We start from the raw sequence: 24,482 nt of genomic DNA, 5'->3' as shown, positions 1-24,482 counted from the left end.
ACCCCGGAATCACGCGCGTTCGAGAGTCACACCAGATTCGATAAGTCATCGCGGAGCGACGCGACCGTGTGGCAGTTTTCGCACGCGACGACGACCGGTCACGGCGCGTTCGGCTCGCGGTCGCCGCGGTCATGGCCCTCGGCGTGGTCGCGACCGCGGGCGCGTTCGTCGCCGATCCTGCCGAGTCGGCCCCCGATCCGGTGGCGTACGACGACACCACGGAGCTCGGACTCTCCGCAGAGGGCGACGAGGTAATGGCCGGAAACGCGACGATCCCGCGGACGCAGGTGTTCTACTCGCAGCTACAGTACGTCGTCGGATACAACGGGATCGGCTCGTTCACGGCGTCGCTGTCGGACGGGCGGACCGAGCGTCAGTTCGGCTATCCGCTCGTCGCGTACGTCGAGACCTTCGATCACCGAAACCCCGAAACGACCGATGACGGGCTGTTCGCGGCGACCGGAGCCGGCGGATGGACCCCGGTCGATGCGGCGTACTACGTCGTCGGCAGCGACGCCCACACGCCGGCCGGCGAGGCCGTGATTCCCTTTCGAAGCCGAGCGGCCGCCGAGTCGTTCGCCGACGCTCACGGCGGGGGAGTGGTCGGGTGGGAGTCGGTCCGCGACCGCTCGTTCGACGTCGACTCGGCGGCGGCGGTGCGCTCGCTCGCACCGGGCCGGTGGCGGGCGGCCGACGATCGGATCGCCGAGGCGGAACGAACCGCCGACCGCCCGGTTTCGGTGATCGTCGGCGAGGACGCGCCGTCGATCGACGCGGCGGTCGCGGCGGCACCGTCGAACTCGACGGTCGTCGTCCCGGAGGGCGTGTATCACGAGACGGTAACGGTCAACGAGTCCGTGACCATCACCGGGGACGGCGCACGGATCAGCGGCGACGGCAACGGATCGGTCATCACCGTTCGCGCGGCTAATGTCGCTATTCAGGGACTCCGGATCGACGGTGTCGGAAACCGGACGCGAGATCCGGAGGCGGCGGGCGACTCCGGAGACGGGGAGAGCGAGGCGTGGGACGCGTACATCCAGAGCGGATACGGTGGCGGTGACGCCGGGATCAAAGCGATCGACGCGCCGGGGCTCGTCGTCGACGACGTCGCGATCGAAACGAACGCGAGCGGGCTCCTGTTGCGAGAGGGATCGCACGCGGTCGTCCGTGACCTCCGCGTCGACGGATCTGACACGTGGCAAGACGGGTTCATGGGGCTTACCGGGATGGAGTCGCGTGTAACCGTGACCGACAGCCGATTCGAGGGCGGTCGCGACGGGATCTACCTCCACCGCGCGGACGGCTCGATCGTCCGGAACTCGACGTTCACGAACAACCGGTACGGCGTCCATCTCATGTACACCGGCGACGCGCTGGTCGCGGACAACACCGTTCGCAACGAGCTGTTCGCGGGGGTCACGGTGATGACCCGGCCCTCGGGGAACGCGATCGTCGGCAACGACGTGCGCGACTCCGGTGCGGGGATTCAGTCCTCGGGGACGCGGACGTACGTCGCGTACAACACGCTCGTCGACAACGAACTCGGCTTCTCGACGAGCGCGCGCGGGTCCCTGTACGAACGCAACGTGGTCGTCGGAAACGAGCTCGGCGCGCGTGCGACGACGATCGTCCCGTCGAGTCGCGTCGTCGCGAACGACTTCGTCGGAAACGACGACCACGCCGCCGCCGGTGCGGGCGCGCTCCGCGTCTGGGCGGACGGTGATCGCGGTAACTACTGGGAGGGGGCGAACGTCGGGCCGCGCTCGTCCGACGAGCGAGCGTACCGTCCGACGTCACCGGTCGACGCCGCGCTCCACCGCGAGGCCGCGGCCGTCACCCTGCGAGAGTCGCCCGCAGCGGTCCTGCTCGACCGACTCCGCGGTACCGTTCCCGGTGCCCGCTCCGGGAGTATTATCGACCCGGCGCCCGCGTCTGAGCCGTACGCCCCCGAACGAATCGACGCGGTGACGGGCCCCGGCTCCGAACGCGCAGGGCCGCTCCACGCGGACTGGCGCGCCGAACTCGGACCGCCAGATGAACGAGAGGCGGCTCACTCGAACACGACCGTCCGAGAGTCGACGAATCAGGGGACTACCGCGGAGTCGAGAGGGCACCGATGACAGAGAGCGCGCTCGCCGAAGTCGTCGGCGTGACCCGGACCTACGGCGGGATCCCGGTTCTCGACGACGTCTCGCTTTCGATCGGTTCAGGCATCACCGCCGTCGTCGGGCCGAACGGCTCCGGGAAATCCACCCTGCTCGGCGTTCTCGCGGGAGCGGTCGAACCGACCGCCGGGGCGGTGCGGTACGCCCACGGGGGCGGAGGTGGCGCTGACACCGGCAAGCGGATCGGCTACCTTCCGCAGGGGGTACCGCTCCGCGGCGAGTTAACGGCCCGCGAAACGCTCGGCTTCTACGCGGCGCTCGTCGGTGACGAACCCGACGCGGCGCTGGCGGACGTCGGACTGGCCGACGCGGGCGACAGACGCGTCTCGGCGCTTTCGGGCGGGATGCGGCGTCTACTCGGGGTCGCGCAGGCGACGCTCGGCGAACCGGCGGTCGCGGTGCTCGACGAGCCGACGAGCGGGCTCGACCCGGAGATGCGCGAGCGGACGTTCCGGGCGGCGGCGACTCGCGCGAGCGACGACACCGCCGTCGTCGTCAGCTCCCACGACCTCGACCTCGTCGACGCGTACGCCGACGACCTCGTCGTTCTCGATCGCGGCCGAGTGGCCGCCGCGGGGGCCCGCGATCGCTTGCTTATCGACCACGGGGTCGACGACGTGGAGAGCCTGTACCGCGTCGTCGTCGGTGACGGATCTGGCGCCGAAAGCGACGGCGAAACCGGTGGCACAGACGGCGACCGTGGTGTCGCCCACACGGACGAGACCGCTTCGGAGTCGCTCCACGTCACGGGGGTGTCGGACCGATGAGTCGGTTCCTCGCGGGCGTCGGGACCGTGTTTCGTCGCGAACTGGTAACCGTTCGCAGGACTCCCGGCTACGCCGTGCTCGCGGTCGGACTTCTCGTCGTACTCGGTGGTCTCGTCGCGGTCGGCGGAGGCGGGGAGACCGGTTTCGTGCCGGCCGTGGTCGACCTGCTGCTCCCGTCGGAGGTGCTCGTCCCGCTTCTCGGTGTGGCGCTCGGGTACCGTGCCCTGCTCACCGACGGCGCAAGCGGTGAGTTCGTCGTTATCCGGACCTACCCCGTAAGCACCACCGGCTACGTTCTCGGCGTGGTACTGGCGCGGACGGCCGCGCTCGTGGCGGTCGTCGGTCTCCCGTTCGCCCTCATCGGGCTGTTCGTCTGGCTGACCGCGGCGCCGGAAACGGGAATATTCGCGACCCACAGCGGAGTGGACTCGCCGCTCCTGTTCGTGCGGTTCGTCGCGTTCGTTCTCCTCCTCGGGGCAGCGTACCTGTCGCTGTCGGCGGCGGTATCGGCGCTGGCGTCGAGCCGCCGGAGCGCGGTCGCGATCGGTCTCCTCACGCTGCTCGCCGGCGTCATCGGTGGTGACCTCGCGATCCTCCGGTCGCTGGCGGGCGGCGCCTCCCCGGGCGGCATCGCCGAATCGCTCGCTTTGACCCCGAACGGGGCGTTCCGCGGACTGGTCTTCGAACACGTCATCGGTGTCGCCTTCGCCCCCGACGAGCGGTTCATCGGGACGGGCCGCGCGCTCGGCTCACTACTCGGCTGGATCCTCGCCGGGACCGCAACCGCAGTGGCGACGTTCGCGTACGCCCCGCAGATCGATGTCGTCGCCGAGCGAGTCCACGAGCGGTTCAGCGGCTAGGCGAGCGAGACGAAACGCGACCGTTCGCCCGACGACCACCGCCCGTTCAGTCAGAGGCAGCGTCGTTGCCGACCGATCCCGGCGCATGCGTGTACACCGTGTAGAGGACGATCGCCGCGATCAGGAAATCGAGGCTATGCCCCACGAAATGGTGGATCGGCATCGGTACGATACCGAAGATCGTTCCGGCGCCCACGACCGATCGGAACAACAGCACGCCGACCGCGACGGCGATCAATCGGTACTGCGTTTCTCGCCGTCGACGATACGCGACGACGCTGACGGCGAAGAGGATCCCCGTGCCCACTCCGGCGACGAGCGCGATCGTGAGAAGCAGTAGCGACCCCTCTACGGACCACCCATCGATCACGGACAGCAGGAGGCCGATCGGCCGCGTCACAACGGCTATTGAACCCGGACGAATAAGAAAACGACCCTTCGACCGGGCCGTGGGGTTCCGAACCGGTCTCTCGGCCGAGATCGCGGTTTCGCCGGTTCCCAAGCAGGGATAACGAACGCGTACGCTTTATTCGGGTACCGGTTACGGCCACCGATCACAGATGTCGGACACCCGGACCCAGATTCGACGCCACGTTCGCGACACTCCCGGTGTCCACTTCAACCAGGTCGGCCGCGATCTCGATATCGCGACCGGACAAGTACAGTACCACCTCCGCCGTCTCGTGCGTAACGACGAACTCGCGGTCGAGCGGATCGGCGGCCGCACGCACTACTTCGACCCGTCGTTTGACCCGTGGGAACGACGGGCGCTCGCGTTCCTCAGACGCGAGACGCCCCGCGAGATCATCGTCCGGCTTCACGCCGACGGCCCGAAGCGACCGAAGGCGCTCGCGAGCGATCTCGACCTCGCACGGAGCACGATCTCTTGGCACGTCTCGACGCTCGCCGAGAACGGAATCGTCGAGAAGTCCGACGATCGCCCGATGACGCTCGCGTTGAACCGTCCGGACCGCACGGCCGAACTGCTGGGAGTAGTGTCGCCGTCGCTACCGGACCGCCTCGTCGATCGGTTCGTCCGGACCGTCGACGAGCTCTTCGACTGACCGCCGTCTCGGCAGGTCGAACACACGCGCAGATCGGACACAGCGTGCGCATTCGGGGGTCACACCAGACGCCTCAAGTCCTCAGATCTACCACGGTAGCACATGGACCGACGGACGTTCTGTAAATCGGCCGGAGCCCTAGGCGCGACCATCGGTACCGCCGGTTGTCTCGGCGTGCTCGGTGACGGCGGTGCCGACGGAACCGTTCTCAGTCCGCCCGAACAGGATCTGAGCGAGGCCGTACACCCGAGCTACGGCGACGAGATGCCTCAGTTCACCGTTCCGGACCCGATCACGAACGAAGAGATTTCGAGCGGCGAATATGAGGGCGAGCGGGCCGTCCTGTGGACGTCGTTTTACACGAACTGCCCGGACGGCGTCTGTCCCGCGCTCATTCTCCGGCTCCGTCGCGCACAGGCGGCCGCCGCCGAGGGTGGATACGCCAACGAGACCGCGTTCTTCGCGCAGACGTTCGATCCCGAGCGCGATACCGCGGGCGTGCTCCGTGAGTACGCCGGCCGGCAGGGTGTGAACCTCGATGCGGGCAATTGGCACTTCCTCCGCCCCGAGAGCTACGAACGAGGCCAAGAGCTGCTAGACGAGAACTTCGGGCTCGTGATCGAGAAGGCGCCGGCCGATCAGTCTGACGACCTCGAGTACCGGTTCCCGCACTACGGGCTGATCCTCCTCGCAAACAAGCAGGGAATCGTTGAGCGCGCGTACCCGAGAGGCCCGCGGACGGACATCGAACGCCTCGTCGCCGATGTCGAACGTGTAGCCACCGCATGAGATCCGCTCTGCGCCGAACGGTAGTCGCCGAACGTATCCTTCTGAGCCGTTCCCGACGAGCAGGCACAGACTAGATAGATCCGTCGAAGCGGTGCCGAACCGCTTTCGGGGCCTGAGGAGCCTGGGCGAATCACCCCGCAGTCGGACGGCGTGTCGGAGCGGCATGCGCCCCGTTCGACCGCAACCACCGATTTCACGCCGGACAGATAGGAGTGTGACGCCGGTATCCCGTCTCTCGTCGGGGAGACCGTGTCACTCATGTCGCCGCAGCGACATCGGCTAGACGACGAATGGCGCTCCTCGAAGTGACCGCCCTCACCGGCCTTTCGGTCATCGCCGGAACGGCGGTCGTCGCCCTCCTCTGTATCGGGCCCCGACAGCTGTCTCGCGCGATGACTGACGTGGACGACCGGCTCCGAGACATCGCCCCGTACCTCGGAGCGGCGCTCGCGCTGCTCGCGGTCAAGCAGATCACACAGGGGTATCGAATCCGCCTCTCACGCGCGCTCGATTGGAACATCACCGACGAACTGTACGCCCTCGAAGGCGAGTTCGTGGCGACGCTCCAGGGGCTGACTCCGGAGGCGACGCTGGAGTTCTTCACGGTGAGCTACATGGTCGGGTTCGCGTTCCTCCTCGTCGCGGCACCGGTGACGTACCTCCTCTCGGCCGGGAGCGGACAGCGGCGTCTGAAGGAACTGCTCGTCGCGTACATGCTCAACTACGCGGTCGGGACGGTCTGTTACACGCTGTTCGTCTCGTACGGCCCGCGGAACTACTTGGAGACGGTGTCGGGGTTGATGTACAGCGTCTACCCGCAGACGCAGGACCTCACCGCGGCGGTCGCCTCCAACACGAACGTCTTCCCGTCGCTTCACACGTCCCTCTCCGTGGCGGTCCTGACCGTCGCGTGGCGCTCGCGACGGACGCACCCCCGGTGGACGCCCGTGGCCGCGGTCGTCGCGGCCGCCGTGGTGTTCTCGACCATGTACCTCGGTATCCACTGGCTGGTGGACGTGGTCGCCGGCGTCGCACTGGGCGTCGGATCGGTGTCCGCCGCGGTACGGATCGTGAGCCGAGTGGAGGCGTCGCAGTCGACGCCGACTCGCGGCGGGGGCGATCCGGCCGGCCAGATCGGCGGCGACGACTGAGCGCCGTCCCGGCGTCGGCCGACGCACGGCCCTGAATCACCGATTCGACCACACCGAAAACGCTAGTCGACTGGCCGGACGCTCGTCTCCGGAACTACCACGAAAAGGCCGACGCTGGGAGGCGCGGTGACCGCGGCGGAAACGGGAAACAGCGGGCCCCGACGGGCCTGCGATCACTCCTCGTCGAGGAGGCTCTCGACGAGGTCCTCGGGGTCGAACCGAGTGATGTCGTCGTACCCCTGTCCGGTCCCGAGGAAGAGAATCGGCTTGCCGGTGACGTACGCGACGGAAATGGCGGCACCGCCCGAGGAGTCGGCGTCCGCCTTCGTGAGTATCGCGCCGTCGATAGCGGCGGCGTCGTCGAACTCCTTCGCGCGGTTGACCGCGTCCTGTCCCGCGACCGCCTCGTCGACGAACAGCGTCATATCCGGGGCGACGACGCGGTCGATCTTCTCCAGTTGCGACATCAGGTCGTCGCTCGTGTGGAGCCGTCCCGCCGTGTCGCCCAAGACGACGTCGACGTCGTTCGCCTCGGCGTACTCGACGGCGTCGTAGATGACCGCCGCCGGGTCGCCGCCCTGGTCGTGGCTGATCAGGTCGCGGCCGAGCCGGTCGGCGTGTTCGCGGATCTGTTCGTTCGCGCCCGCCCGGTAGGTGTCACCGTTCGCGAGCACGGTGGAGTAGCCGCGGTCCCCGAGCCACTCGGAGAGCTTCGCGATGCTCGTCGTCTTCCCGACGCCGTTGACGCCGGTGAAGACGATGGTGACCGGCTTGTCCGCCTCGGCGATCCGCCCTTCGAAGTCGAACTGCCCGACCGCGATGACGTCCAAGAGCGCGTCGTGGAGCGCCGACTCGACGAGTTCGCCGGTCGTTTCGACCTGCTTGCGGGACTCGCCGAGCATGCTCTCGCGGACGCTATCGAGGATCTCCTCGGCGACGCTCATCTCCACGTCGCTCTCGAGGAGCGCCATCTCGAGGTTCCACAGCGGCTCCTCTAGGTCCTCCTCCTCGATGATGATCCGACCGGTCGCGAACGCCTTGGCCCGCTGGAACGTGCTCGGCTCGTCGGATTCGGCGTCGCTTTCGCCGTCGGAATCGTCGCTTTCGGCGGCCGCGACGGCGTCGCCGCCCGAGGACGAGTCGTCGGTTGCGGCGTCGCTCTCGGAGGGCGCCGATTCGGCCGGCGCCTCGTCGTCGGCCTCGGTCGACTCTTCGACGTCCTCGCGGAAGCCGGAGAGCTTGTCTTTCAGTCCGTCGAACACGGTCTGATCCCCGTCTTACTCCTCTTCGTCCTGAGCCTGCTGCATCTGCTGCATCTGCTGTTGTTGCATCTGCTGTTGCATCTGCTGGGCCTGCTGTTCGAGCTCGCTGCTCTCGGTTTCGAGCTCGTCGACTTCCCCTTCCGTCTCCTCGATGCGCTCGTCGAGCGCCTCCTGTTTGCTTCGGAGGACGTCGATCGCGTCGTCTTGCTCCTGCTCCGCGGAGTAGTTCCCGCCGAGCGAGACGATGACCTCGTCGATGTCCTGAACTTCCGCGCGGAGGTACGCGCCGCCGCCGAGCGGAACCTGAACCGTCGAGCCGGTCTCGAGGGTCTCGATGGCCTCGATGGCGTCGTCGATGTCCGCCTGCTCCTCGCGGAGGTCAGCGATCTCGGCTTCGAGCTCTTCGATCTCCTCGTCGAGGGCCTGAAGCTCCTGGGAAAGCTGCTGGAGCTGCTGTTGTCCGCCACCCATCATGCTTCGGACACCTCCTCGATATCGATCTGGGTGCGCTTGCGGTTGTGCTGGCTCCCGACCGTGGTGTAGATCCGCTCGCGGGCGAGGTCCTCGTTTTCCGCCTCAACGTCCTTCGTGAACGGCTGGTCGCCGTCTCGGCTCTGGAACCGTCCACTCACCGTGTAGGTACTCATGTTCCCCGATCCGGCAGGCACAGGGAAGTATCTTCCTAAAAAGCGACAGCCCCCTCTGTCGCCGCAGACGCCGCTCTCAGCCTGTCACCGACGTGAGGCTCACCCCGTGAGGTCGGCGCGACGGAAGCGAACGACGGAGAGCGCGACGAGGCCGACCGCCGCCGCGAGGAGGACCGCCGCACCCGTCGCGTCGTACTCGCCCGTGACGAGGACGGCGGAGGGGTCGTAGTGCGCCGTCGGGCTGAGGTCCCCGAACCCTGCGTAGTCGGTGCTCGCGACGAGCGACTCGAACATGAACAGGCCGAACAGCGCGCCGAGCGCGACGCGCTGGGCGACTCCCGGCCGCGAGACGAACGTCGACACCGCGAGGCCGAGCGCGACGCACGTCAGGTGGTACGGCACCGCGAGCGCGTGGACCGCGACGAGCCGTTCGACCGCGATCGTCTCACCGACCGCGAGGACGCCGACGTACGCGACGACAGGGAGGACGACGTTCAACAGCGCGACGAGCGGTACCAGTCCGAGGAACCGCCCGATCACGACGTCGCGGCGCGCGACCGGCGCCGACAGTGTGAGATCCATCCGCCCGGACGCGACATCGGCGGAGATGGTCCCACCAGCGAGGTACGCGAGGTAGAGGCCGACCAACAGCAGCCACGCGAACTGGTAGAACTCCACCGCGAGGAACCCCTCGATAGAGGAGAAGGCGACGATCCCGAACGCCTCCCGAAACGCCGGCGGCAGCGCCTCGACGTAGGCGTCGAGGTCGATGCCCGCGGTCGACAGCGACGGGTAGAAGGCGAGGAACAGGAGGAGGAACGCGGAGAGCAGCCCCGTCAACACAAGGGACCCACGGGCGCGTCCCGCCGCGTCGTACCGGGCGATGGCGAGCCACGGCGCCGGTCGGTCGCTCATCGCTCGTCACCTCCGGAGTCCGCGACCGCGTCCGCGGGCGCCGCGTTCGAGGGCGCGTCGCCGCCGCCCGTCCCGCCGCCTCGGTTGCCTCCGCCGCGACCGGTCGGCCCCGGAACGTCGCCGTCGTAGAACGTCATGAACGCCTCTTCGAGCGGGGCGTCGACGACGTCGAGGTCGCGCACGGTGTACCCCGAGAGCAGGTCGATCAACGCGTCGTACTCGCCGGTCCACGTGAACGAGACGGTCTCGCCGACGCGGAGGTTCATGATGCCGCGACGCTCGAAGTCGGCGTGCTCGACGTCCTCGGCGACCCGGAGGCGAACCTGCTTGCCGCCGCGCGACCGGAGTTCGGAGACGGACTCGACCGCGACGAGGTGGCCCTCGCGGAGGACGCCGACGCGGTCACAGAGCGCGGCCACCTCGCCGAGGACGTGCGAGGAGAGGAGCACGCTCGCCCCGTCGTCGACGCGTTCGCGCACCAAGGCGGCGAACTCCTCTTGGAGCAGCGGGTCGAGCCCGGAAGTCGGTTCGTCGAGCAACAGCAGGTCCGGGTCGTGCATGAACGCCGCCACGAGCGCCACCTTCTGACGGTTTCCCCGCGAGAGGTCGGCGATGCGCCGCGACTCGTCGAGACCGAACCGGTCGACGAGGTCGGCGCGACTCGACTCGCCCCGGAGCGCCGCCTGATGGTCGAGGAACGCCCCAGCGGTGCGGTCGCGGTCGAGTCCCGGATCGCCGGGGAGGAACCCGATCCGCTCGCGGGCGCGACGCGACGCGACCGGGTCCGTCACGTCGTGGTCCAGCAGCGTTCCGCCGCCGCTCGTCGGCGACAGGAACCCCAACAGCGTGCGGATCGCGGTCGTCTTGCCCGCGCCGTTCGGGCCGAGAAACCCGAAGACTTCGCCGCGTTCGACGGTGAACGAGACGTCTTCGATCCCCCGGACGTCGCCGTAGTACTTGGAGAGCTTCCGACACTCGATGGCGGGCATACCGCCCACAACTCCGGTTCGGCTCTTAAAAACAGGCGATGACTGCGAGGAACGGCTCAGCGGTCGAGGCGCAGCGAACCGCCTCGAACCGGACGGAGACGGAGCGGCGGTGTGTCAGTCGATGAAGCCGAGCGTCTCCTCGATCCGGCCGAGTTCGGGGCCGGTCGTGTCCTCGCCGACGACGTACCCCTCGTCGGTGGCGACGAGGCCGGAGCCGACGAGCGGCGCGCCGTAGTTGATGGTGCCGAGGTCGGCGCGAACGTCGAGCGCCTCCTCGACGGCCTGGAGTTCGTCCTCTGTCGACTGGGGGTGACAGAGCACGCCCGTGTTGTTGGCGACCGCGGCGGTGCCGACGGTTCGAACGCCGCCGAGGTCGCCGCGAGTCACGGGGACGTCGAGGGCGTCTTTGATCGTCTGGATCGCATCGCGTGAGAGGTCCGGGTGGACGTACGCGCCGTAGTCGTTCGCGAGCACGACGTTTCCGGCGGCGTTGATCTCGCCGGGCAGCTCGCGCACCGGGACGCCGGCCGCGTCCGCGATCCGGTCCTTCTCGCGTTCGGTCGCGCGGGCGGAGACGAGGACGCCCTCCTCGTTGCCCGTCGCGAGCGAACCGACGGTGTTGGACCTCCCGACCGTCGTCAGCAGCGGCTCGGCGCCGAGTTCCGCCCCGAGGTCATCGGCGAGGGCCTCGTCGACGTCCGGCCGGATCAACAGGAGGTCGTCGACGGCGCGGGCGAACACGCCCACGTACGACGAGCCGGTGAAGGTCGCCCGTAACACGTTACTCTGCGTGCTCGGCCTCGACGACCGGTTCGCCGTCCTCGACGAACCGAGCCGCGCGGACCCGCACCGTGCTGGGCGGGTTCTGCCGCCCGTTCGTCCAGACCGCCTCGTTGACGGAGCCGTCGATGATGACCGCGTCCTCGTCGACGGAGAAGTGCTTCGCGAGGTGCTGGCGCGTGATCTTCATGGCGTAGTCGGCGCGCTGCTGGACGGGCTTCTCCTTGGCGTCGCGGAGCGGGACGGTGACGACGCGCTCCTCGAAGTCGTTCGTGGACATTTACTCGTCCAGGTCGTTCCGGCGCCAGTTGCGCCGCTTGGGGTTTCGCGTCACGTTCATGTCCGTCTTCATCATGACCCACGCGGGGACGCGGGTGTTCTGGCGCTCCGCCTTCGCCAGACGCTTCTTTTGAGCCTTCGACTTGTCTCCCATAGTGGCGCACACTTTCCACGGGGCGCATAAAACCCCTTCCATACGGGTCGCGCCCGAGCCGCCTGAATCGGACCGGAACGCCGCCGGAGACCGCTACAGTTCCCGCTCTGCGATCCCCGCGTATATCTCGTAACAGCGGTCGAGGACGTCCACGCTCGCGCTCTCGGTGTCGGTGTGCGCCTCGCCCGGCTCGGAGGCGCCACAGACCAGACACTCCGTGCCGGCCCCAGCGAGCCACCCCGCGTCGGTCGCATGCGGCTTGGTGACGTGTTCCGGCGCGTCGAGGCCGCGCTCCTCGTGGACCGAGCGGGCGACGTCGAGCGCGGCGTCCGCGAAGGCGGCGTCGCCGCAGGCCATCGGCGGGAGGTCCTGATCGACGACGAGTTCGACGCCCGGCGTCGCGTCGGCGACGCCCGCGAGGTCGGCGCGGCCGCCCGGGACCGTGCGCTCGTCGACCGTCGCCTCGCAGCGCTCGGGGATCACGTTCCACGTCTCGCCGCCGTCGACGATCGTGACCGCGAGCGACCCCGACACGTCGTTGCCGAGGACCGTCGTTTCCGGCGTGTCGAGCCCGCGGACCCCGTCGATCGCGTCGCAGGCGCGGTAGATCGCGTTCTCGCCGGCCTCGGGCTCCGAGGCGTGGGCGGCCTCGCCGCGCGCGACGAGCCGCGACCCCCGCCGTCCGCGGTGGGCCACGACCACGTCCGTGACGCCCGGCTTCGAGTAGTTCGTCGACCCCTCCGCGACGAGCGCGCGGTCGGGCGCGAACCCGGCATCGATGGCGTGACGCGCCCCCTCGCCGCCGACCTCCTCGCCGACGAAGGAAGCGAAGACCAGTTCTCGGCCCGCGGGCGGCGTCGCGTCCCGGAACGCGCACATCGCGGCCGCGACCGACCCCTTCATGTCGGCGGTCCCGCGGCCGTAGATACGGCCGTCCCGGCGCTCGACCGCGTACTCGCCGTCGAGCCCCTCGCCCGTCGTCTGTCCCGGCGCCGGCGGGACCACGTCGTGGTGACCGACGAGCGCGAGCGAGTCGGCGTCGGGGTCGTCGGTCGCGCCCGCGAACGCGAGCACGTTTCCCGCGTCGTCGCGCTCGACGGTCGCGTCCGTCTCCGCGCGCAGCCAGTCCTCGATGGCGTCGCCCGCGGCCGTCTCGTCCTCGTGTGAGGGGATCGAGACGAGCCGTTCGGTCAGGTCGGCGAGTTCGTCCATGCGGCCTCTGGAGGCCGTCGGCGCATAAGCGCGTCCCTCGCGGCGGTCGTCGCCGGCGCGCTCTCCGCCGGCAGGACAGCGCGTCAGGTGGTGAACAGCTCGGTGTCGTCGGGCACCGCGAACAGCCCGAGCCGGACCCCGGCGTCGAGCCAGCCGTACCCGTACGAGTACGACGCGAGCGCGTTCACCGGGTCGCCGTCCTCGCGGAAGTGCCGGCCGTCGTCGAGGTACGACTCGGCCATCTCGGCCACGTCCGCGGCGGCCTCCCCGAGCGGGGTGTCGGCCGGCGGGCGCGGCTCGGCGACGGCCAGCGCGTCCGCGAGCATCCGCTCGTACCGGTCCGTCTTCTCCTCTAGGTCGGCGGGCATACGCGGTGATTCCCGCGAGCGGACAAAAAGGGCGTCGGGGTGGTGAAATTTATGTTCGACGCGAACCGGGCGTGACACGATGCCCTCCGACGGCTCGCCGAAGCCCGACCGCGACCCGTCGCCCCCGCTCAACCCCGCCGGTCGCGGGGGTCTGGCGCTCGTGATAGCGACGAACCTCCTCCCGCTCGCCGGCGTCGTGGGGTTCGGCTGGCGCGTCGGGGAGCTGCTCGCGGTGTACTGGATCGAGGTCGCCGTCCTGGTGGTGGCCTACGCCGCCGCCGCGATGTTCGCGGAGCGGCCGATCCGGCTGGAGGACCGCTCGTTCTACATCACCGGCTACGACGAGGACGCCGAGCGAGACGAGGTGTGGGAACGCGAACCGAGGCCGATTCACCTCGTCTCGTGGCTACCGCCGGTATACCGTCGAAACGCGCGCGTCGTCAGCCGCTCGCTCGGCATCTTCGCGTTCCTCCTCTTTCCCCTGGTCCCCGTCGGCTGGGACGCTCTCTCGTATCTCACGCCCACCGTCGGGCTGGCGGCGCTCGGCGTCTGCGGCGCGCAGGTCGCGGAGGTCAGGAGGGAGTTCTTCGCGGAACGCGCTTACGAGAGGCGGTCGCCGTACATGGTCGTCGAGGCGGCACAGCGCGTCGTCTTCTTCTACTTCGTCGTCGGAGTGGCGACGGTGATCCCGGTCACCGCCGGCATCGCCGTGATCGAGGCGGCGCTCGCCCCGGGGCTGCTAGACGGCCTCGCCGACGCGTTCGGCGTCGAGGTCGTCCTGCTCCCGTACCTCCTGCCGATCGCGCTCGGGAAGGCGACGGTCGAGTGGAGTCGGCGCCGTGCCGTCCGTGAGGACGACCCCGACGGGATCGCGACGTGGTTCACGGGCGAGGACCCGCGGCGGGAGTGGAGAACGGAGGAGGACACCACCGGCGACTGGTGACGGAACGGCGCGGAGCGCGGCGTCGAAAGCGCAACGCCGATACGCACGGCCGCGAAACGGCGCCTCATGTACGAGGCCGTTCACGCCCACCCCGACGGCGAGGCGACCGTCGCGCGCCACGCCGCCACCGCCGCTCGCCACGGCTACGACGGGATCGTGGTGCGATCGCGCGACGCGCTGGCGGCGGCCGGCGACGGGGGCGGCGCCGTCGCGACCGGCGGCGACGGGAGTCCCGTCCGCGACCCCGAGGCCGTCCGGGAGGAGTACGGCGTCGACGTCGTCGACGCGGTGGAGATCGACGCCTCCGACCCGACGAGCGCGTCGGGCGCGGTCGGGAACTACCGCTCGGACCGGACCGTGGTCTGCGTCGTCGGCGGCGACGACGCCCTGAACCGGTTCGCGGTCGAACAGGAACGCGTCGACGCGCTGGTCCGCCCGATGGCCGGGGGCGGCGACTTCAACCACGTGCTCGCGAAGGCCGCGCGCGACAACGGCGTCCACGTCGAGTTCGACTTCGGGCCGGCGCTCCGCGCGACCGGCGGGAAGCGGGTCCGGGCGCTCGCCGACCTCCGGAAGCTCCGCGAGATCGTCGACCACTACGACGCGCCCTACGTCGTGAGCGCGAACGCCCGCTCGCACCTCCAACTGCGAGCGCCCCGGGAGCTCGTCGCCGTCGGGGAGGCGGTCGGGTTCGACGCCGAGGCCGTCCGCGAGGGGCTCCGGGCGTGGGGCGACCTCGTCGAGCGGAACCGGGAGCGCCGCTCCGAGGGCTTCATAGAGCCGGGGGTCCGACTCGGTAGGTATGAAGAAGACGGTTGAAGAACACGCCGAGCGGTTCTCCGAGAAGGCGGGCGAGTACGACGAGTCGAAGAGCGACGAGTACCACGCCTGCGCGGGGCTCGTGATCGACCACGCGGCGCCCGAGCCGGACGACGTGGTGCTCGACCTGGGGGCCGGAACCGGCGCCATCGCGCTCGCGCTCGCCGAGGACGCCGAGCGCGTCCTTGCTCGCGACATCAGCGAGGGAATGATGGAGGAGGGGCGCCGGAAGGCCGAGGCGCGCGGGCTCGACAACGTCGAGTTCGCGTACGGCGAGTTCCGCGAGCCGAACCTCGACCCCGACCAGCGGGTCGACGTGGTCACCTCGAACTTCGCGCTCCACCACCTCGCGGACGACGAGAAGCGCGAGGCGATCGGCGTGATGGCCGAGACGGGCGCGCGCCGGATCGTGCTCGGCGACGTCGCCTTGTTCGAGGAGCCCGACCCGGACGCGCCGTTCTACAGCCCCGAGGTCGACGACCCCGCGACGGTCGGGACGCTCGTCGAGGCGTTCACCGACGAGGGGTACGCGGTGACGACCGTCGAGCGCGTCCACGATCAGGTTGCGGTGATCGTCGCCGATCGACTCCGGGATCTCTCGGCGTGATCCGGGTCCGATGAAACACCTCCCGAAACACCTCCGGCCGCGGTGGCGGTACCTCGCCGTCGGCGTCGAGACGTGGCCGGACGCGGAGATCGGCCGCCGCGCGTTCCAGCGCGCGCTGTGGTACAGCGCCGGCAACCTCCTCGGCGACGCCGGCAGCGCGGACGCCGACCTCACGCTGCTGTCGTTCGCACACGCGGCGGGGACCGGCGAGGCGGTCGTCCGGGTCAGACACGGCCACGTCGACGACGCGCGCGCCGCGGTCGCCTGCGTGAGTGAGGTCGACGGCGAACCCGTCGGGATCCGCGTTCGCGGGATTTCGGGGACGGTGCGTGCCTGTGAGGAAAGATATATGGGTCGTGCGGCCCCCAATTCGACACAGCGAGACGTCGCGTTCGAGGGCGCCGAACGGACCGCGACCGTGCGCGGCGACGCGTGCGACCTCCGGGTCGACTCGGGTCACGTCGGCGCGACGACCTTCGACATCGAGTGATATCATGCAGGGCCAATCCCAACAACAGGCGTACGACCGCGGCATCACCATCTTCTCTCCGGACGGCCGACTCTACCAGGTCGAGTACGCCCGGGAGGCGGTGAAACGAGGAACGGCGAGCGTCGGCGTCCGCGCCGAGGACGGCGTCGTCATCGCGGCCGACAAGCGAGCCCGCTCCCCGCTGATGGAGCCGGAGAGCATCGAGAAGCTCCACAAGGCCGACGACCACGTCGGCGTCGCGAGCGCCGGCCACGTCGCCGACGCCCGCCAGCTCATCGACTTCGCGCGCCGGCAGGCGCAGGTGAACCGACTGCGCTACGGCGAGGCGGTCGGCATCGAGACGCTGACGAAGAACATCACCGACCACATCCAGCAGTACACGCAGGTCGGCGGCGCGCGCCCCTTCGGCGTCGCGCTCATCGTCGGCGGCATCGAGAACGGCGAGCCGCGCCTGTTCGAGACCGACCCGTCCGGCACCCCCTACGAGTGGCAGGCGCTGTCGATCGGGTCGGACCGGAGCGACCTCCGCGACTACCTCGAGGAGGAGTACGAGGAGGGGATCGGGATAGACGAGGCGGTGGGCCTCGCGCTCGACACCCTCGCGCAGTCCAACGACGGCGAGCTGTCGCCCGACGGCGTCGGGGTCGCCACGATCACCGTCGACGATCCGGAGTACACCGAACATCCGGCCGACGAGATCGAGGAGATTCTGGAGGAGCGCGGCCTACTCGCGAGCGACGAAGCGGAGGAGGAGTCGGCCGACGAGGCCGCGGACGACGAGCGTAGCGACGCGGACGGCGACGAGGAGTAAGGCGCCCCCGCACCGAGTTGTTATTCAGAGGTTCGGACGAACCGCGAGCGACGCGGTCGGTCGGGAGAGTTATGCCGACGGAGGCAGACCGGAAACGCGTGCAGAAGACGGCACTCATCACCGGCTGTTCCTCGGGCATCGGCCGCGCCGCGGCGCACGCGTTCCTCGACGAGGGATGGACCGTGTACGCCACCGCGCGGAACCCGGCGGACATCGAGGCGCTCGGCGAGGCGGGGTGTGAGCTCGCCACGCTCGACGTCACCGACCAGGACGACATCGACCGCGTCGTCGAACGCGTCTTAGACGAGGAGGGCGCGGTCGACGCGCTGATCAACAACGCCGGCTACGGGCAGTTCGGGCCGGTCGAAGACGTATCGACCGAACGGGTCCACGACCAGTTCGACGTGAACGTGTACGGCCCGCATCGACTGATCCGGGCGGTGCTCCCCGCGATGCGTCGCGAGCGCGACGGCACCATCGTCAACGTCTCGTCGGTCGCCGGGCGGGTTTCGATCCCCGGCGGCGGCGTGTACAGCGGGTCGAAATTCGCCCTGGAGGCGATGTCGGACGCGTTGCGAAGCGAGGTCGCAGACCTCGGCATCGACGTGGTCGTCGTCGAGCCCGGCCCGGTGAAGACGGAGTTCTCTGCCCGCGCGGAACGGGAGGCCGATCCCGAGGAGAGCGACGGAATCGAACGGACGGAGGCCTACGAGGAGTTCTACGCGATGTTCGAGGACGCGAAGCTGATCGGCGGTGACGGCCCCGGGTCGGTCGAGCCGGCGGTCGTCGCGAACGCCATCTACGACGCCGCGAGCGCGACCCAGCCCCCGGCGCGGGTCCAGCCCGGTACGGTCGCTCGCGTCGGCGTCCTCGCGCGGTTCCTCCCCGACGCCGTGCTCGACCGCGCGTACGGCCTCGTCAGGAACTTCACCTCGTAGTCGCCGGCGGTTCGGTCGGGGTCCGACCGGCCGTCACCCGTCTGACCCGTCATCGTTCGGGGCGTCGACCGCGAACGGACTCTCTCCCTCCCGCCAGTCCCAGCCGGGGAGCCGCGTCTGGAACCCCGCGGCGAGCGCCGCGTCGAGGTCGTCGGCGCCCGCGGTCCCAGCCCCTTCCGCTTCCGGCGCGGTCGCGTCCTCGGTCACGTAGAGGTCAGCGACGTGGAACGTCGCCTGCGCGAGCAGCGAGAGCGGTCGCCCGCCGGCGATCGTCGCCGCGAGCTCCCGCCCGAGCACCTCGTCGACGACGAACCCGGGGTAGTCGCCCGCCACGTCGAGGTCGCGGAGGAGCGCGACGCAGGCCGCGACGTTGACCGCGACTTCGCCGTCGGCGAAGACGGCGTCGACCTCTCGCCGGTACGCCTCCGGAGCGACCGCGTCGACGTGCGTGTCGAAGCGTCGGCCGAGTCGGTCTCGGGTGTCGTTGAGGATCGGAACGACCGTGTCGGCGCGGTCGCGGACCCACGCGTGTTCGTCGCGGACCGTCTGCGGGGTGACGCGCATACGTCGGGGTGCGGCCGCCTGTGGCTTGCCTTTTGCGAAGAGTTTTATAACGGCGGGGCAGTAGCGTGAGTTAAGCGGGTTTTCGCTGGCTGTTCCCGCACGGAACAACTACGGATAGTACTTCCACTATGCCTACCCCGTCACGGTCGACCGATCGGCGACGAGTCAGGTGCGACTCGACGACGGCGGCGGCCCCGACGACCCGCAGTGAGATATGAGTCAAGTCGACAAGCAACTCGATACGTTGAAATCAGAGATCGAACAGGAAATTCCGAACGACATCACGGTCACCGATGTCAAGTACGAGGGGCCGGAGCTCGTCGTCTACACCCGCGACCCCAAACGCTTCGCCGGCGACGGCGATCTGATCCGACGGCTCGCGTCCAAGCTCAGAAAGCGGATCACGGTCCGCCCGGACCCCAGCGCCCTCTCTCCCCCGGCGCGAGCCGAGGACAAGGTCCGCGACGTGATCCCCGAGGAGGCCGGCGTGACCGACCTCGACTTCCACGAGGACACCGGTGAGGTCGTCATCGAGGCCGAAAAGCCCGGGATGGTGATCGGCCGCCGCGGCTCGACGCTCCGGGAGATCACCCAAGAGGTCGGCTGGACCCCCGAGGTCGTTCGGACCCCGCCGATCGAGTCCTCCACGGTCTCGAACGTCCGCGGCTTCCTGAAGAACGAGCGCGAGGAGCGCCGCGACATCCTCGAACGCGTCGGCCGCCAGATCCACCGCGAGGAGATGTCCGACGACGAGTGGGTGCGGATCACGACGCTCGGCTGCTGTCGCGAGGTCGGCCGCGCGGCCTTCATCCTCTCGACGCCCGAGACCCGGATCCTCATCGACTGCGGCGACAAGCCCGGTGCGGAAGGCGAGGTGCCCTACCTCCAAGTGCCCGAGGCGCTGGGCGCCGGCGCGGCGACGCTCGACGCGGTCGTGTTGACCCACGCCCACCTCGACCACTCCGCGCTGGTCCCCCTCCTCTTCAAGTACGGCTACGACGGCCCGATCTACACCACCGAGCCGAGCCGCGACCTGATGGGCCTGCTCACGCTGGACTACCTCGACGTCGCGGCGAAGGACGGTCGCACGCCGCCGTACGAGTCCGCACAGGTCCGCGACGCGATCAAACACACCATCCCCCTAGAGTACGGCGACGTGACCGACGTGGCGCCGGACGTGAAGCTCACGTTCCACAACGCGGGCCACATCCTCGGCAGCGCTGTCACTCACTTCCACATCGGCGACGGCCTCTACAACGTCGCGTTCTCGGGCGACATCCACTACGAGGACACCCGCCTGTTCAACGGCGCGGTCAACGACTTCCCGCGCGTCGAGACGCTCGTCTTGGAGTCCACCTACGGCGGCCGCAACGACTACCAGACCGACCAGGAGGACTCCGAGGAGGCGCTCAAGGAGGTCATCAACGAGACGTACGAGCAGGGCGGCAAGGTCGTCATCCCGGCGTTCGCCGTGGGGCGCTCGCAGGAGATCATGCTCGTCTTGGAGGAGGCGATGCGGGAAGGCGAGATCCCGGAGATGCCCGTCCACCTCGACGGGATGATCTGGGAGGCGACCGCGATCCACACCACCTACCCCGAGTACCTCCGCGACGACCTCCGCGACCGCATCTTCCACGAGGACGAGAACCCGTTCCTCGCCGACCAGTTCAACCACATCGACGCCGGCGAGGAGGAGCGACAGGAGGTCGCCGACGGCGAGGAGTGTATCATCATCTCCACGTCGGGGATGATCGAGGGCGGCCCGATCATGTCGTGGCTCCGCCACATCGGGCCCGACCCGGACTCGAACCTCGTCTTCGTCGGCTACCAGGCGCAGGGGACGCTCGGCCGCCGGATCCAGAACGGCTGGGACGAGATCCCGGTCGACGGCTGGGGCGGCGGGAGCCGCGGGGACACCCTCACGCTGGAGATGGGCGTCGACGTCGTCGACGGATTCTCCGGTCACGCCGACCGGCAGGGGTTAGAGAACTTCGTGAAGACGATGAACCCGCGCCCCGAGAAGGTGCTCTGCGTCCACGGCGACGAGAGCTCCGTTCAGGACCTCTCCTCGTCGCTGTACCACGACTACAACATGCGGACGTTCGCCCCGAAGAACCTGGAGACGTTCCGGTTCAAGTAAGTCCGCGGGGTCGCCCGCGGAGCGAGCGGTCAGTCTTCGCTCTTCTCGACGCGCTCGGCCACTTTCCCGTCCCGTCGGTCCCGTTCCCGCGCGGCCGGGTCGCGCTCGTCGGGGTCGCCGTGACCGCCGCCGCCGGGCGTCCGGATCGAGACGGTCGCGCCGGCCGCGACGTCGACCGAGGTCTTCGCCGGGACGGGGTCGCCGTCGACCAGGTTCCTCCCGGTCGCGCCGTCCTCGCCGCCCGCCAGCCCGGGCGGACCGGTTCGCCGCCGCTCGGTCAGTACGGACACGGTGGCGTCCGTCTCGACCGTGACGGTTCGTTCGATTCCGAGGCCGCCGCGGAACCGGCCGTCGCCGCCGCTCGACGGGCGCAGCGCGTACCGCTCGACGCGGAGCGGGTAGGCCGTCTCCATCGCTTCGACCGGCGTGTTGAGCGTGTTCGTCATCCCGACTTGGACGCCGTCCATCCCGTCCTTGCTCGGCCGGCCGCCGAACCCGCCGGCGATGGTCTCGTAGTAGGTGAACTCGCCGGCGCGGTCGCCGATGATCAGGTTGTTCATCGTCCCCTGTCCGGCGGCGGGGATTTCGTCGGGAACCGCCTCGGCGAGCGCGGCGAGAGTCACGTCGGTGACGCGCTGGCTCGTCTCGACGTTCCCGCCGACGACCGCGGCCGGCGGCTCGGGGTCGAGCAGCGATCCCTCGGGCGCGGAGACGGACACGGGCTCGTAACAGCCGTGGTTCGGCGGGATCTCCGGGTCGGTGATCGCGCGGACGACGAAGTAGACCGCGCTCTTCGCGACCGAGAACGGGGCGTTCAGGTTGCCGGGGACCTGGTCGGCAGTCCCGGCGAAGTCGACGTCGATCGTCTCGCCGTCGACGGTGACGGCGGCTTCGATCGGGATCGGCGCGTCGGTGATCCCGTCGCCTTCGAGCGCGTCTCGCGCCCGGTACGTGCCGTCCGGGAGGTCCGCGATCTCGGCCTCGACTCGCTCGCGGGAGTAGTCGATAACGGCGTCGAACGCGTCTAAGAGCGTCTCCCCGTGTTCGTCCAGCAGCTCGCCGACCCGCTCCTCGGCGCGGGCGTTGGCGGCGCGCTGGGCCCGGAGGTCCGCCTCGCGTTCGTCAGGGGTACGGACGTTGGCGAGGATCAGGTCGCGGACGGCCTCGTTCGGCTCGCCGCCGTCGACGAGTCGGACCGCCGGGAGCCGGAGTCCCTCCTCGTATATCTCTCGGGCTCCGGGCGGCATGCTTCCCGGTGCGGCGCCGCCGACGTCGGCGTGGTGCGCGCGCGACACCGCGAAGCCGACTACCTCGTCGTCCGGTGCGACCGTCGAGACCAGCGTCACGTCTGGGAGGTGGGTGCCGCCGGTGAACGGGTCGTTGACGATGAACACGTCGCCGGGCTTCGGGTCGCGCTCGCGGACGGCCGCCACCGCGTCCGGCATCGCGCCGAGGTGGACCGGGATGTGCTCCGCCTGCGCGACCATGCGGCCCGACGCGTCGAAAAGCGCCGTCGAGCAGTCCTGTCGCTCCTTGATGTTCGGCGAGTACGCCCCGCGGATCAGCACGTGGCCCATCTCGGTCGCCACGCTCTCCAGTTGGTTACGGAGGATCTCGAGCGAGACGGGGTCGATGTCGGGGCCGCTCACGCGTCTCCCACCTCCGCGATCAGCGCGCCGTCGCCGCGGCGTCGCACGGACCAGTCCGGCGGAACGACGACCGTGCTCTCGTCGCCCTCGACCACGACCGGCCCCGCGACGGGATCGCCGCCCGGGAACCGCTCGCGGTCGTACACCGCGGCGTCGTGCGTACCGCTCGGGAACACCGCCTCGCGAGTGGTCCGCGGGGCGGCGTCGTCCGGCGCGTCGACCTCGACAGCCGGCGCGCTCCGGGGAACGGTCGCCGTCGCGCGGCAGTTGACGAGTTCGATCGGCTCGTCGGCCCGGTAGCCGTACGCCGACTCGTGGGCCGCCGCGAACCGCTCGGCGACGGCCGCCGGGTCGAAGGGGGGATCGACGTCGACCGTGAGTTCGAAGCTCTGTCCGGCGTACCGGAGGTCCGCGGCGTACCCCACGCGCGCCGCGTCCGCGTCGCTGACCTCGCTCGACAGCCGGTCCGTCAGCTCCTCGTAGCGCGCGTCGAGCGCCTCCGCGTCGGCCTCGCCGAGCGGTCGCTGGTGCGTCCGCACCGCGTCCCGCGTCTCGTCGGCCGCGAGCAGGCCGTACGCCGACAGGACCCCGGAGGCGTGCGGGACGACGACGCGCTCGACGTCGAGGCCGTCCGCGATCGCGACCGCGTGCATCGGCCCCGCCCCGCCGAACGCGACGATGCCGAACGCCCGCGGGTCGTACCCGCGCTCGACGGTGACGGAGCGGATGGCCCGCGTCATGTCCGCGTTCGCGACGCGGTGGACGCCCAGCGCGGCCTCGACCGGGCCGTCCATCCCCGCCTCGTCGGCGAGGTCGGCGAGGGCCTCGCGGGCGGCCGCCGCGTCGAGCGAGAGGTCGCCGCCGAGGTCGGTGTCCGCGCCCACGTAGCCCAACACGAGGTCGGCGTCCGTGACGGTCGGCTCCGTGCCGCCTTTACCGTAACAGGCGGGTCCCGGATCCGCGCCGGCCGAGCGCGGCCCGATCCGGAGCGCGCCGCCGGCGTCGACCCACGCGATCGACCCGCCGCCGGCGCCCACGGTCTCGACGTCGACCATCGGCGTCCGGATCGGTCGGTCCGCGATCACCGAGTCCGTGGTCCGTTCGACCGCCCCGTCGCGGACGAGGCTCACGTCGCTGGAGGTGCCGCCCATGTCGAAGGTTATCAGCCCGTCGCGCTCGGGGCCGTCGCCCGCTGCGGTCGCGCTCGCGCCCACGACGCCCGCGGCGGGCCCCGAGAGCACCGTCGTCACCGCGTTCCGCCGCACCGTGTCGGCGTCGGTGACGCCGCCGTTGGCCTGCATGATCTGCGGCCGCGGGAGGCCGAGGGCTCGCGCTCGCTCGGTGAGGCGACCGACGTAGCCGTCGATCGCCGGTCGGACGTAGGCGTCGACGGCCGTGGTCGACGTGCGCTCGTACTCGCGGAACTCCGGCAGTACCTCGTGGGAGGCCGAGACGGGGACATCGAGCCGCTTGCGCAGTCCCTCCGCGACTCGGCGCTCGTTCTCCGGGGTGACGTAGGCGTGAAGCAGACACACCGCGACGGACTCGACCTCCGTCTCGCGGAGGTCGGCCGCGAGCGACTCTATCGCGTCGTCGTCGACGGGGCGTTCGACCCCCTCGGGCGTCGCCCGCTCGGCGACCTCGAATCGGCGGCGACGGGGGACGAGCGGCGTCGGTTTCTCGGCGTCGAGGTCGTACAGCGACGGGCGCGTCTGCCGACCGATCTCCAGCACGTCCCGGAACCCCTCGGTCGTCACGAGCGCCGTTCGCGCGCCGTCGCCCTCCAGCAGCGCGTTGACTGAGACGGTCATCGCGTGGGAGAACTCGGAGACGGTCTCGGGGTCGATCCCGGCCGCCTCGCACGCCTTCTCGATGCCGGCCACGACGCCCTCGCTCTGGTCGTCGGTGCTCGGCACCTTCGCCGTGACGAGTTCGCCGTCGAGCGAGAGCGCGACGTCGGTGAACGTCCCGCCCACGTCGACGCCGACGGCCCGCCCGTCCATCTACGACACCCCCGCGGCGTCGGAGCGGATCCGGACGCCGAGAGTCGCGGTGTCTCGGTCGCGTAGCATGGGGGGACTCGTTACCGGACGGACTTAACACCGTGCCGTCCGCG

27 protein-coding genes are annotated in these 24,482 nt (G+C 69.9%); 13 read left to right on the top strand and 14 right to left on the bottom strand.

Translation table 11 applies throughout. From position 1 onward, the window contains the following. The first annotated feature begins 68 nt into the window (after positions 1–68). From ACZ5KW_RS11790 to ACZ5KW_RS11780, 3 genes are read left to right on the top strand one after another with little or no spacing between them, the layout of a single operon-like run. Entirely contained in the window at positions 69–2,123 is a 2,055-nt protein-coding gene (locus ACZ5KW_RS11790; RefSeq protein ID WP_343776613.1) for a right-handed parallel beta-helix repeat-containing protein, read from the top strand. Beyond that, the gene (locus ACZ5KW_RS11785) at positions 2,120–2,935 is read left to right on the top strand and encodes an ABC transporter ATP-binding protein (RefSeq protein ID WP_343776611.1); all 816 of its coding nucleotides are present in this window, start codon (positions 2,120–2,122) and stop codon (positions 2,933–2,935) included. Before ACZ5KW_RS11790 ends, ACZ5KW_RS11785 begins: the two co-directional genes overlap by 4 nt. After that, positions 2,932–3,795, top strand: a complete 864-nt coding sequence (locus ACZ5KW_RS11780) for a copper ABC transporter permease (protein ID WP_343776609.1) — start codon at positions 2,932–2,934, stop codon at positions 3,793–3,795. Before ACZ5KW_RS11785 ends, ACZ5KW_RS11780 begins: the two co-directional genes overlap by 4 nt. 46 nt (positions 3,796–3,841) lie before the next feature. On the opposite strand, the gene ACZ5KW_RS11775 is transcribed toward ACZ5KW_RS11780, so the two are convergent. After that, entirely contained in the window at positions 3,842–4,195 is a 354-nt protein-coding gene (locus tag ACZ5KW_RS11775; protein ID WP_343776607.1) for a DUF7471 family protein, read from the bottom strand. Between the two features lie 160 nt (positions 4,196–4,355). Here ACZ5KW_RS11775 and ACZ5KW_RS11770 point away from each other — a divergent pair, with 160 nt between their 5' ends. From ACZ5KW_RS11770 to ACZ5KW_RS11760, 3 genes are all read left to right on the top strand, one after another. Further along, the gene (locus ACZ5KW_RS11770; RefSeq protein WP_343776605.1) at positions 4,356–4,859 is read left to right on the top strand and encodes a winged helix-turn-helix transcriptional regulator; all 504 of its coding nucleotides are present in this window, start codon (positions 4,356–4,358) and stop codon (positions 4,857–4,859) included. Positions 4,860–4,961: 102 nt separating this feature from the next. Further along, positions 4,962–5,648, top strand: a complete 687-nt coding sequence (locus ACZ5KW_RS11765; protein WP_343776603.1) for an SCO family protein — start codon at positions 4,962–4,964, stop codon at positions 5,646–5,648. A gap of 290 nt (positions 5,649–5,938) precedes the next feature. After that, complete coding sequence (locus tag ACZ5KW_RS11760; RefSeq protein ID WP_343776601.1) at positions 5,939–6,799, top strand: phosphatase PAP2 family protein; 861 nt, start codon at positions 5,939–5,941, stop codon at positions 6,797–6,799. A gap of 173 nt (positions 6,800–6,972) precedes the next feature. On the opposite strand, the gene ftsY is transcribed toward ACZ5KW_RS11760, so the two are convergent. The 10 genes from ftsY to ACZ5KW_RS11710 form a co-directional block, all read right to left on the bottom strand. Beyond that, complete coding sequence (gene ftsY, locus ACZ5KW_RS11755) at positions 6,973–8,061, bottom strand: signal recognition particle-docking protein FtsY (RefSeq protein ID WP_343776600.1); 1,089 nt, start codon at positions 8,059–8,061, stop codon at positions 6,973–6,975. Positions 8,062–8,076: 15 nt separating this feature from the next. Continuing rightward, positions 8,077–8,532 (bottom strand): prefoldin subunit alpha, encoded by a 456-nt coding sequence (gene pfdA / locus ACZ5KW_RS11750; RefSeq protein ID WP_343776984.1) that lies wholly within the window; start codon positions 8,530–8,532, stop codon positions 8,077–8,079. Then, a complete protein-coding gene (gene rpl18a / locus ACZ5KW_RS11745; RefSeq protein ID WP_004595730.1) occupies positions 8,532–8,708 on the bottom strand; it encodes a 50S ribosomal protein L18Ae in 177 nt (58 codons plus the stop codon). Before rpl18a ends, pfdA begins: the two co-directional genes overlap by 1 nt. Before the next feature lie 99 nt (positions 8,709–8,807). Beyond that, positions 8,808–9,623 carry an ABC transporter permease gene (locus ACZ5KW_RS11740; RefSeq protein ID WP_343776596.1) on the bottom strand — a complete coding sequence of 272 codons (816 nt, stop codon included), beginning with the start codon at positions 9,621–9,623 and terminating at the stop codon, positions 8,808–8,810. After that, entirely contained in the window at positions 9,620–10,612 is a 993-nt protein-coding gene (locus tag ACZ5KW_RS11735; RefSeq protein WP_343776594.1) for an ABC transporter ATP-binding protein, read from the bottom strand. Before ACZ5KW_RS11735 ends, ACZ5KW_RS11740 begins: the two co-directional genes overlap by 4 nt. Positions 10,613–10,726: 114 nt before the next feature. Next, positions 10,727–11,392, bottom strand: coding sequence for a translation initiation factor IF-6 (locus tag ACZ5KW_RS11730; protein WP_343776592.1), 666 nt, complete (start codon positions 11,390–11,392; stop codon positions 10,727–10,729). Position 11,393: 1 nt separating this feature from the next. Further along, positions 11,394–11,672 carry a 50S ribosomal protein L31e gene (locus tag ACZ5KW_RS11725; protein ID WP_343776590.1) on the bottom strand — a complete coding sequence of 93 codons (279 nt, stop codon included), beginning with the start codon at positions 11,670–11,672 and terminating at the stop codon, positions 11,394–11,396. Then, on the bottom strand, positions 11,673–11,825 hold the full coding sequence (locus ACZ5KW_RS11720; RefSeq protein ID WP_004050128.1) for a 50S ribosomal protein L39e: 153 nt from the start codon (positions 11,823–11,825) through the stop codon (positions 11,673–11,675). Between the two features lie 93 nt (positions 11,826–11,918). Beyond that, a complete protein-coding gene (locus tag ACZ5KW_RS11715; RefSeq protein ID WP_343776586.1) occupies positions 11,919–13,037 on the bottom strand; it encodes a M20 family metallopeptidase in 1,119 nt (372 codons plus the stop codon). Between the two features lie 83 nt (positions 13,038–13,120). After that, complete coding sequence (locus tag ACZ5KW_RS11710; RefSeq protein WP_343776584.1) at positions 13,121–13,405, bottom strand: DUF357 domain-containing protein; 285 nt, start codon at positions 13,403–13,405, stop codon at positions 13,121–13,123. Positions 13,406–13,484: 79 nt separating this feature from the next. Between ACZ5KW_RS11710 and ACZ5KW_RS11705 the strand changes: the two genes are divergently transcribed. From ACZ5KW_RS11705 to ACZ5KW_RS11680, 6 genes are all read left to right on the top strand, one after another. Next, positions 13,485–14,348, top strand: coding sequence for a DUF6498-containing protein (locus ACZ5KW_RS11705; RefSeq protein WP_343776582.1), 864 nt, complete (start codon positions 13,485–13,487; stop codon positions 14,346–14,348). Positions 14,349–14,414: 66 nt separating this feature from the next. Next, entirely contained in the window at positions 14,415–15,167 is a 753-nt protein-coding gene (locus ACZ5KW_RS11700; RefSeq protein ID WP_343776580.1) for an RNase P subunit p30 family protein, read from the top strand. Next, complete coding sequence (locus ACZ5KW_RS11695) at positions 15,151–15,774, top strand: class I SAM-dependent methyltransferase (protein ID WP_343776579.1); 624 nt, start codon at positions 15,151–15,153, stop codon at positions 15,772–15,774. Before ACZ5KW_RS11700 ends, ACZ5KW_RS11695 begins: the two co-directional genes overlap by 17 nt. 10 nt (positions 15,775–15,784) lie before the next feature. After that, entirely contained in the window at positions 15,785–16,264 is a 480-nt protein-coding gene (locus tag ACZ5KW_RS11690) for an Rpp14/Pop5 family protein (RefSeq protein WP_343776578.1), read from the top strand. A gap of 4 nt (positions 16,265–16,268) precedes the next feature. Further along, positions 16,269–17,075 (top strand): archaeal proteasome endopeptidase complex subunit alpha, encoded by an 807-nt coding sequence (psmA, locus tag ACZ5KW_RS11685; RefSeq protein ID WP_343776577.1) that lies wholly within the window; start codon positions 16,269–16,271, stop codon positions 17,073–17,075. 71 nt (positions 17,076–17,146) lie between these two features. Then, a complete protein-coding gene (locus ACZ5KW_RS11680) occupies positions 17,147–18,013 on the top strand; it encodes an SDR family oxidoreductase (RefSeq protein WP_343776575.1) in 867 nt (288 codons plus the stop codon). A 33-nt stretch (positions 18,014–18,046) separates the two neighbouring features. On the opposite strand, the gene ACZ5KW_RS11675 is transcribed toward ACZ5KW_RS11680, so the two are convergent. After that, the gene (locus ACZ5KW_RS11675) at positions 18,047–18,577 is read right to left on the bottom strand and encodes a hypothetical protein (protein WP_343776573.1); all 531 of its coding nucleotides are present in this window, start codon (positions 18,575–18,577) and stop codon (positions 18,047–18,049) included. A gap of 214 nt (positions 18,578–18,791) precedes the next feature. Between ACZ5KW_RS11675 and ACZ5KW_RS11670 the strand changes: the two genes are divergently transcribed. After that, positions 18,792–20,717, top strand: coding sequence for a beta-CASP ribonuclease aCPSF1 (locus ACZ5KW_RS11670; RefSeq protein ID WP_343776571.1), 1,926 nt, complete (start codon positions 18,792–18,794; stop codon positions 20,715–20,717). Positions 20,718–20,746: 29 nt separating this feature from the next. Here the strand turns inward: ACZ5KW_RS11670 and ACZ5KW_RS11665 are convergent, their stop codons facing one another. Both ACZ5KW_RS11665 and ACZ5KW_RS11660 read right to left on the bottom strand, forming a co-directional pair. Further along, the gene (locus ACZ5KW_RS11665) at positions 20,747–22,366 is read right to left on the bottom strand and encodes a hydantoinase B/oxoprolinase family protein (protein WP_343776569.1); all 1,620 of its coding nucleotides are present in this window, start codon (positions 22,364–22,366) and stop codon (positions 20,747–20,749) included. Beyond that, entirely contained in the window at positions 22,363–24,369 is a 2,007-nt protein-coding gene (locus ACZ5KW_RS11660) for a hydantoinase/oxoprolinase family protein (RefSeq protein ID WP_343776568.1), read from the bottom strand. Before ACZ5KW_RS11660 ends, ACZ5KW_RS11665 begins: the two co-directional genes overlap by 4 nt. Between the last annotated feature and the right edge of the window lie 113 nt (positions 24,370–24,482).

The sequence above is a fragment of the Halorubrum ejinorense genome (assembly GCF_055389685.1).
The sequence above is the reverse complement of the archived record's forward strand: the minus strand, read 5'-3'. Positions and strand labels throughout refer to the sequence as shown.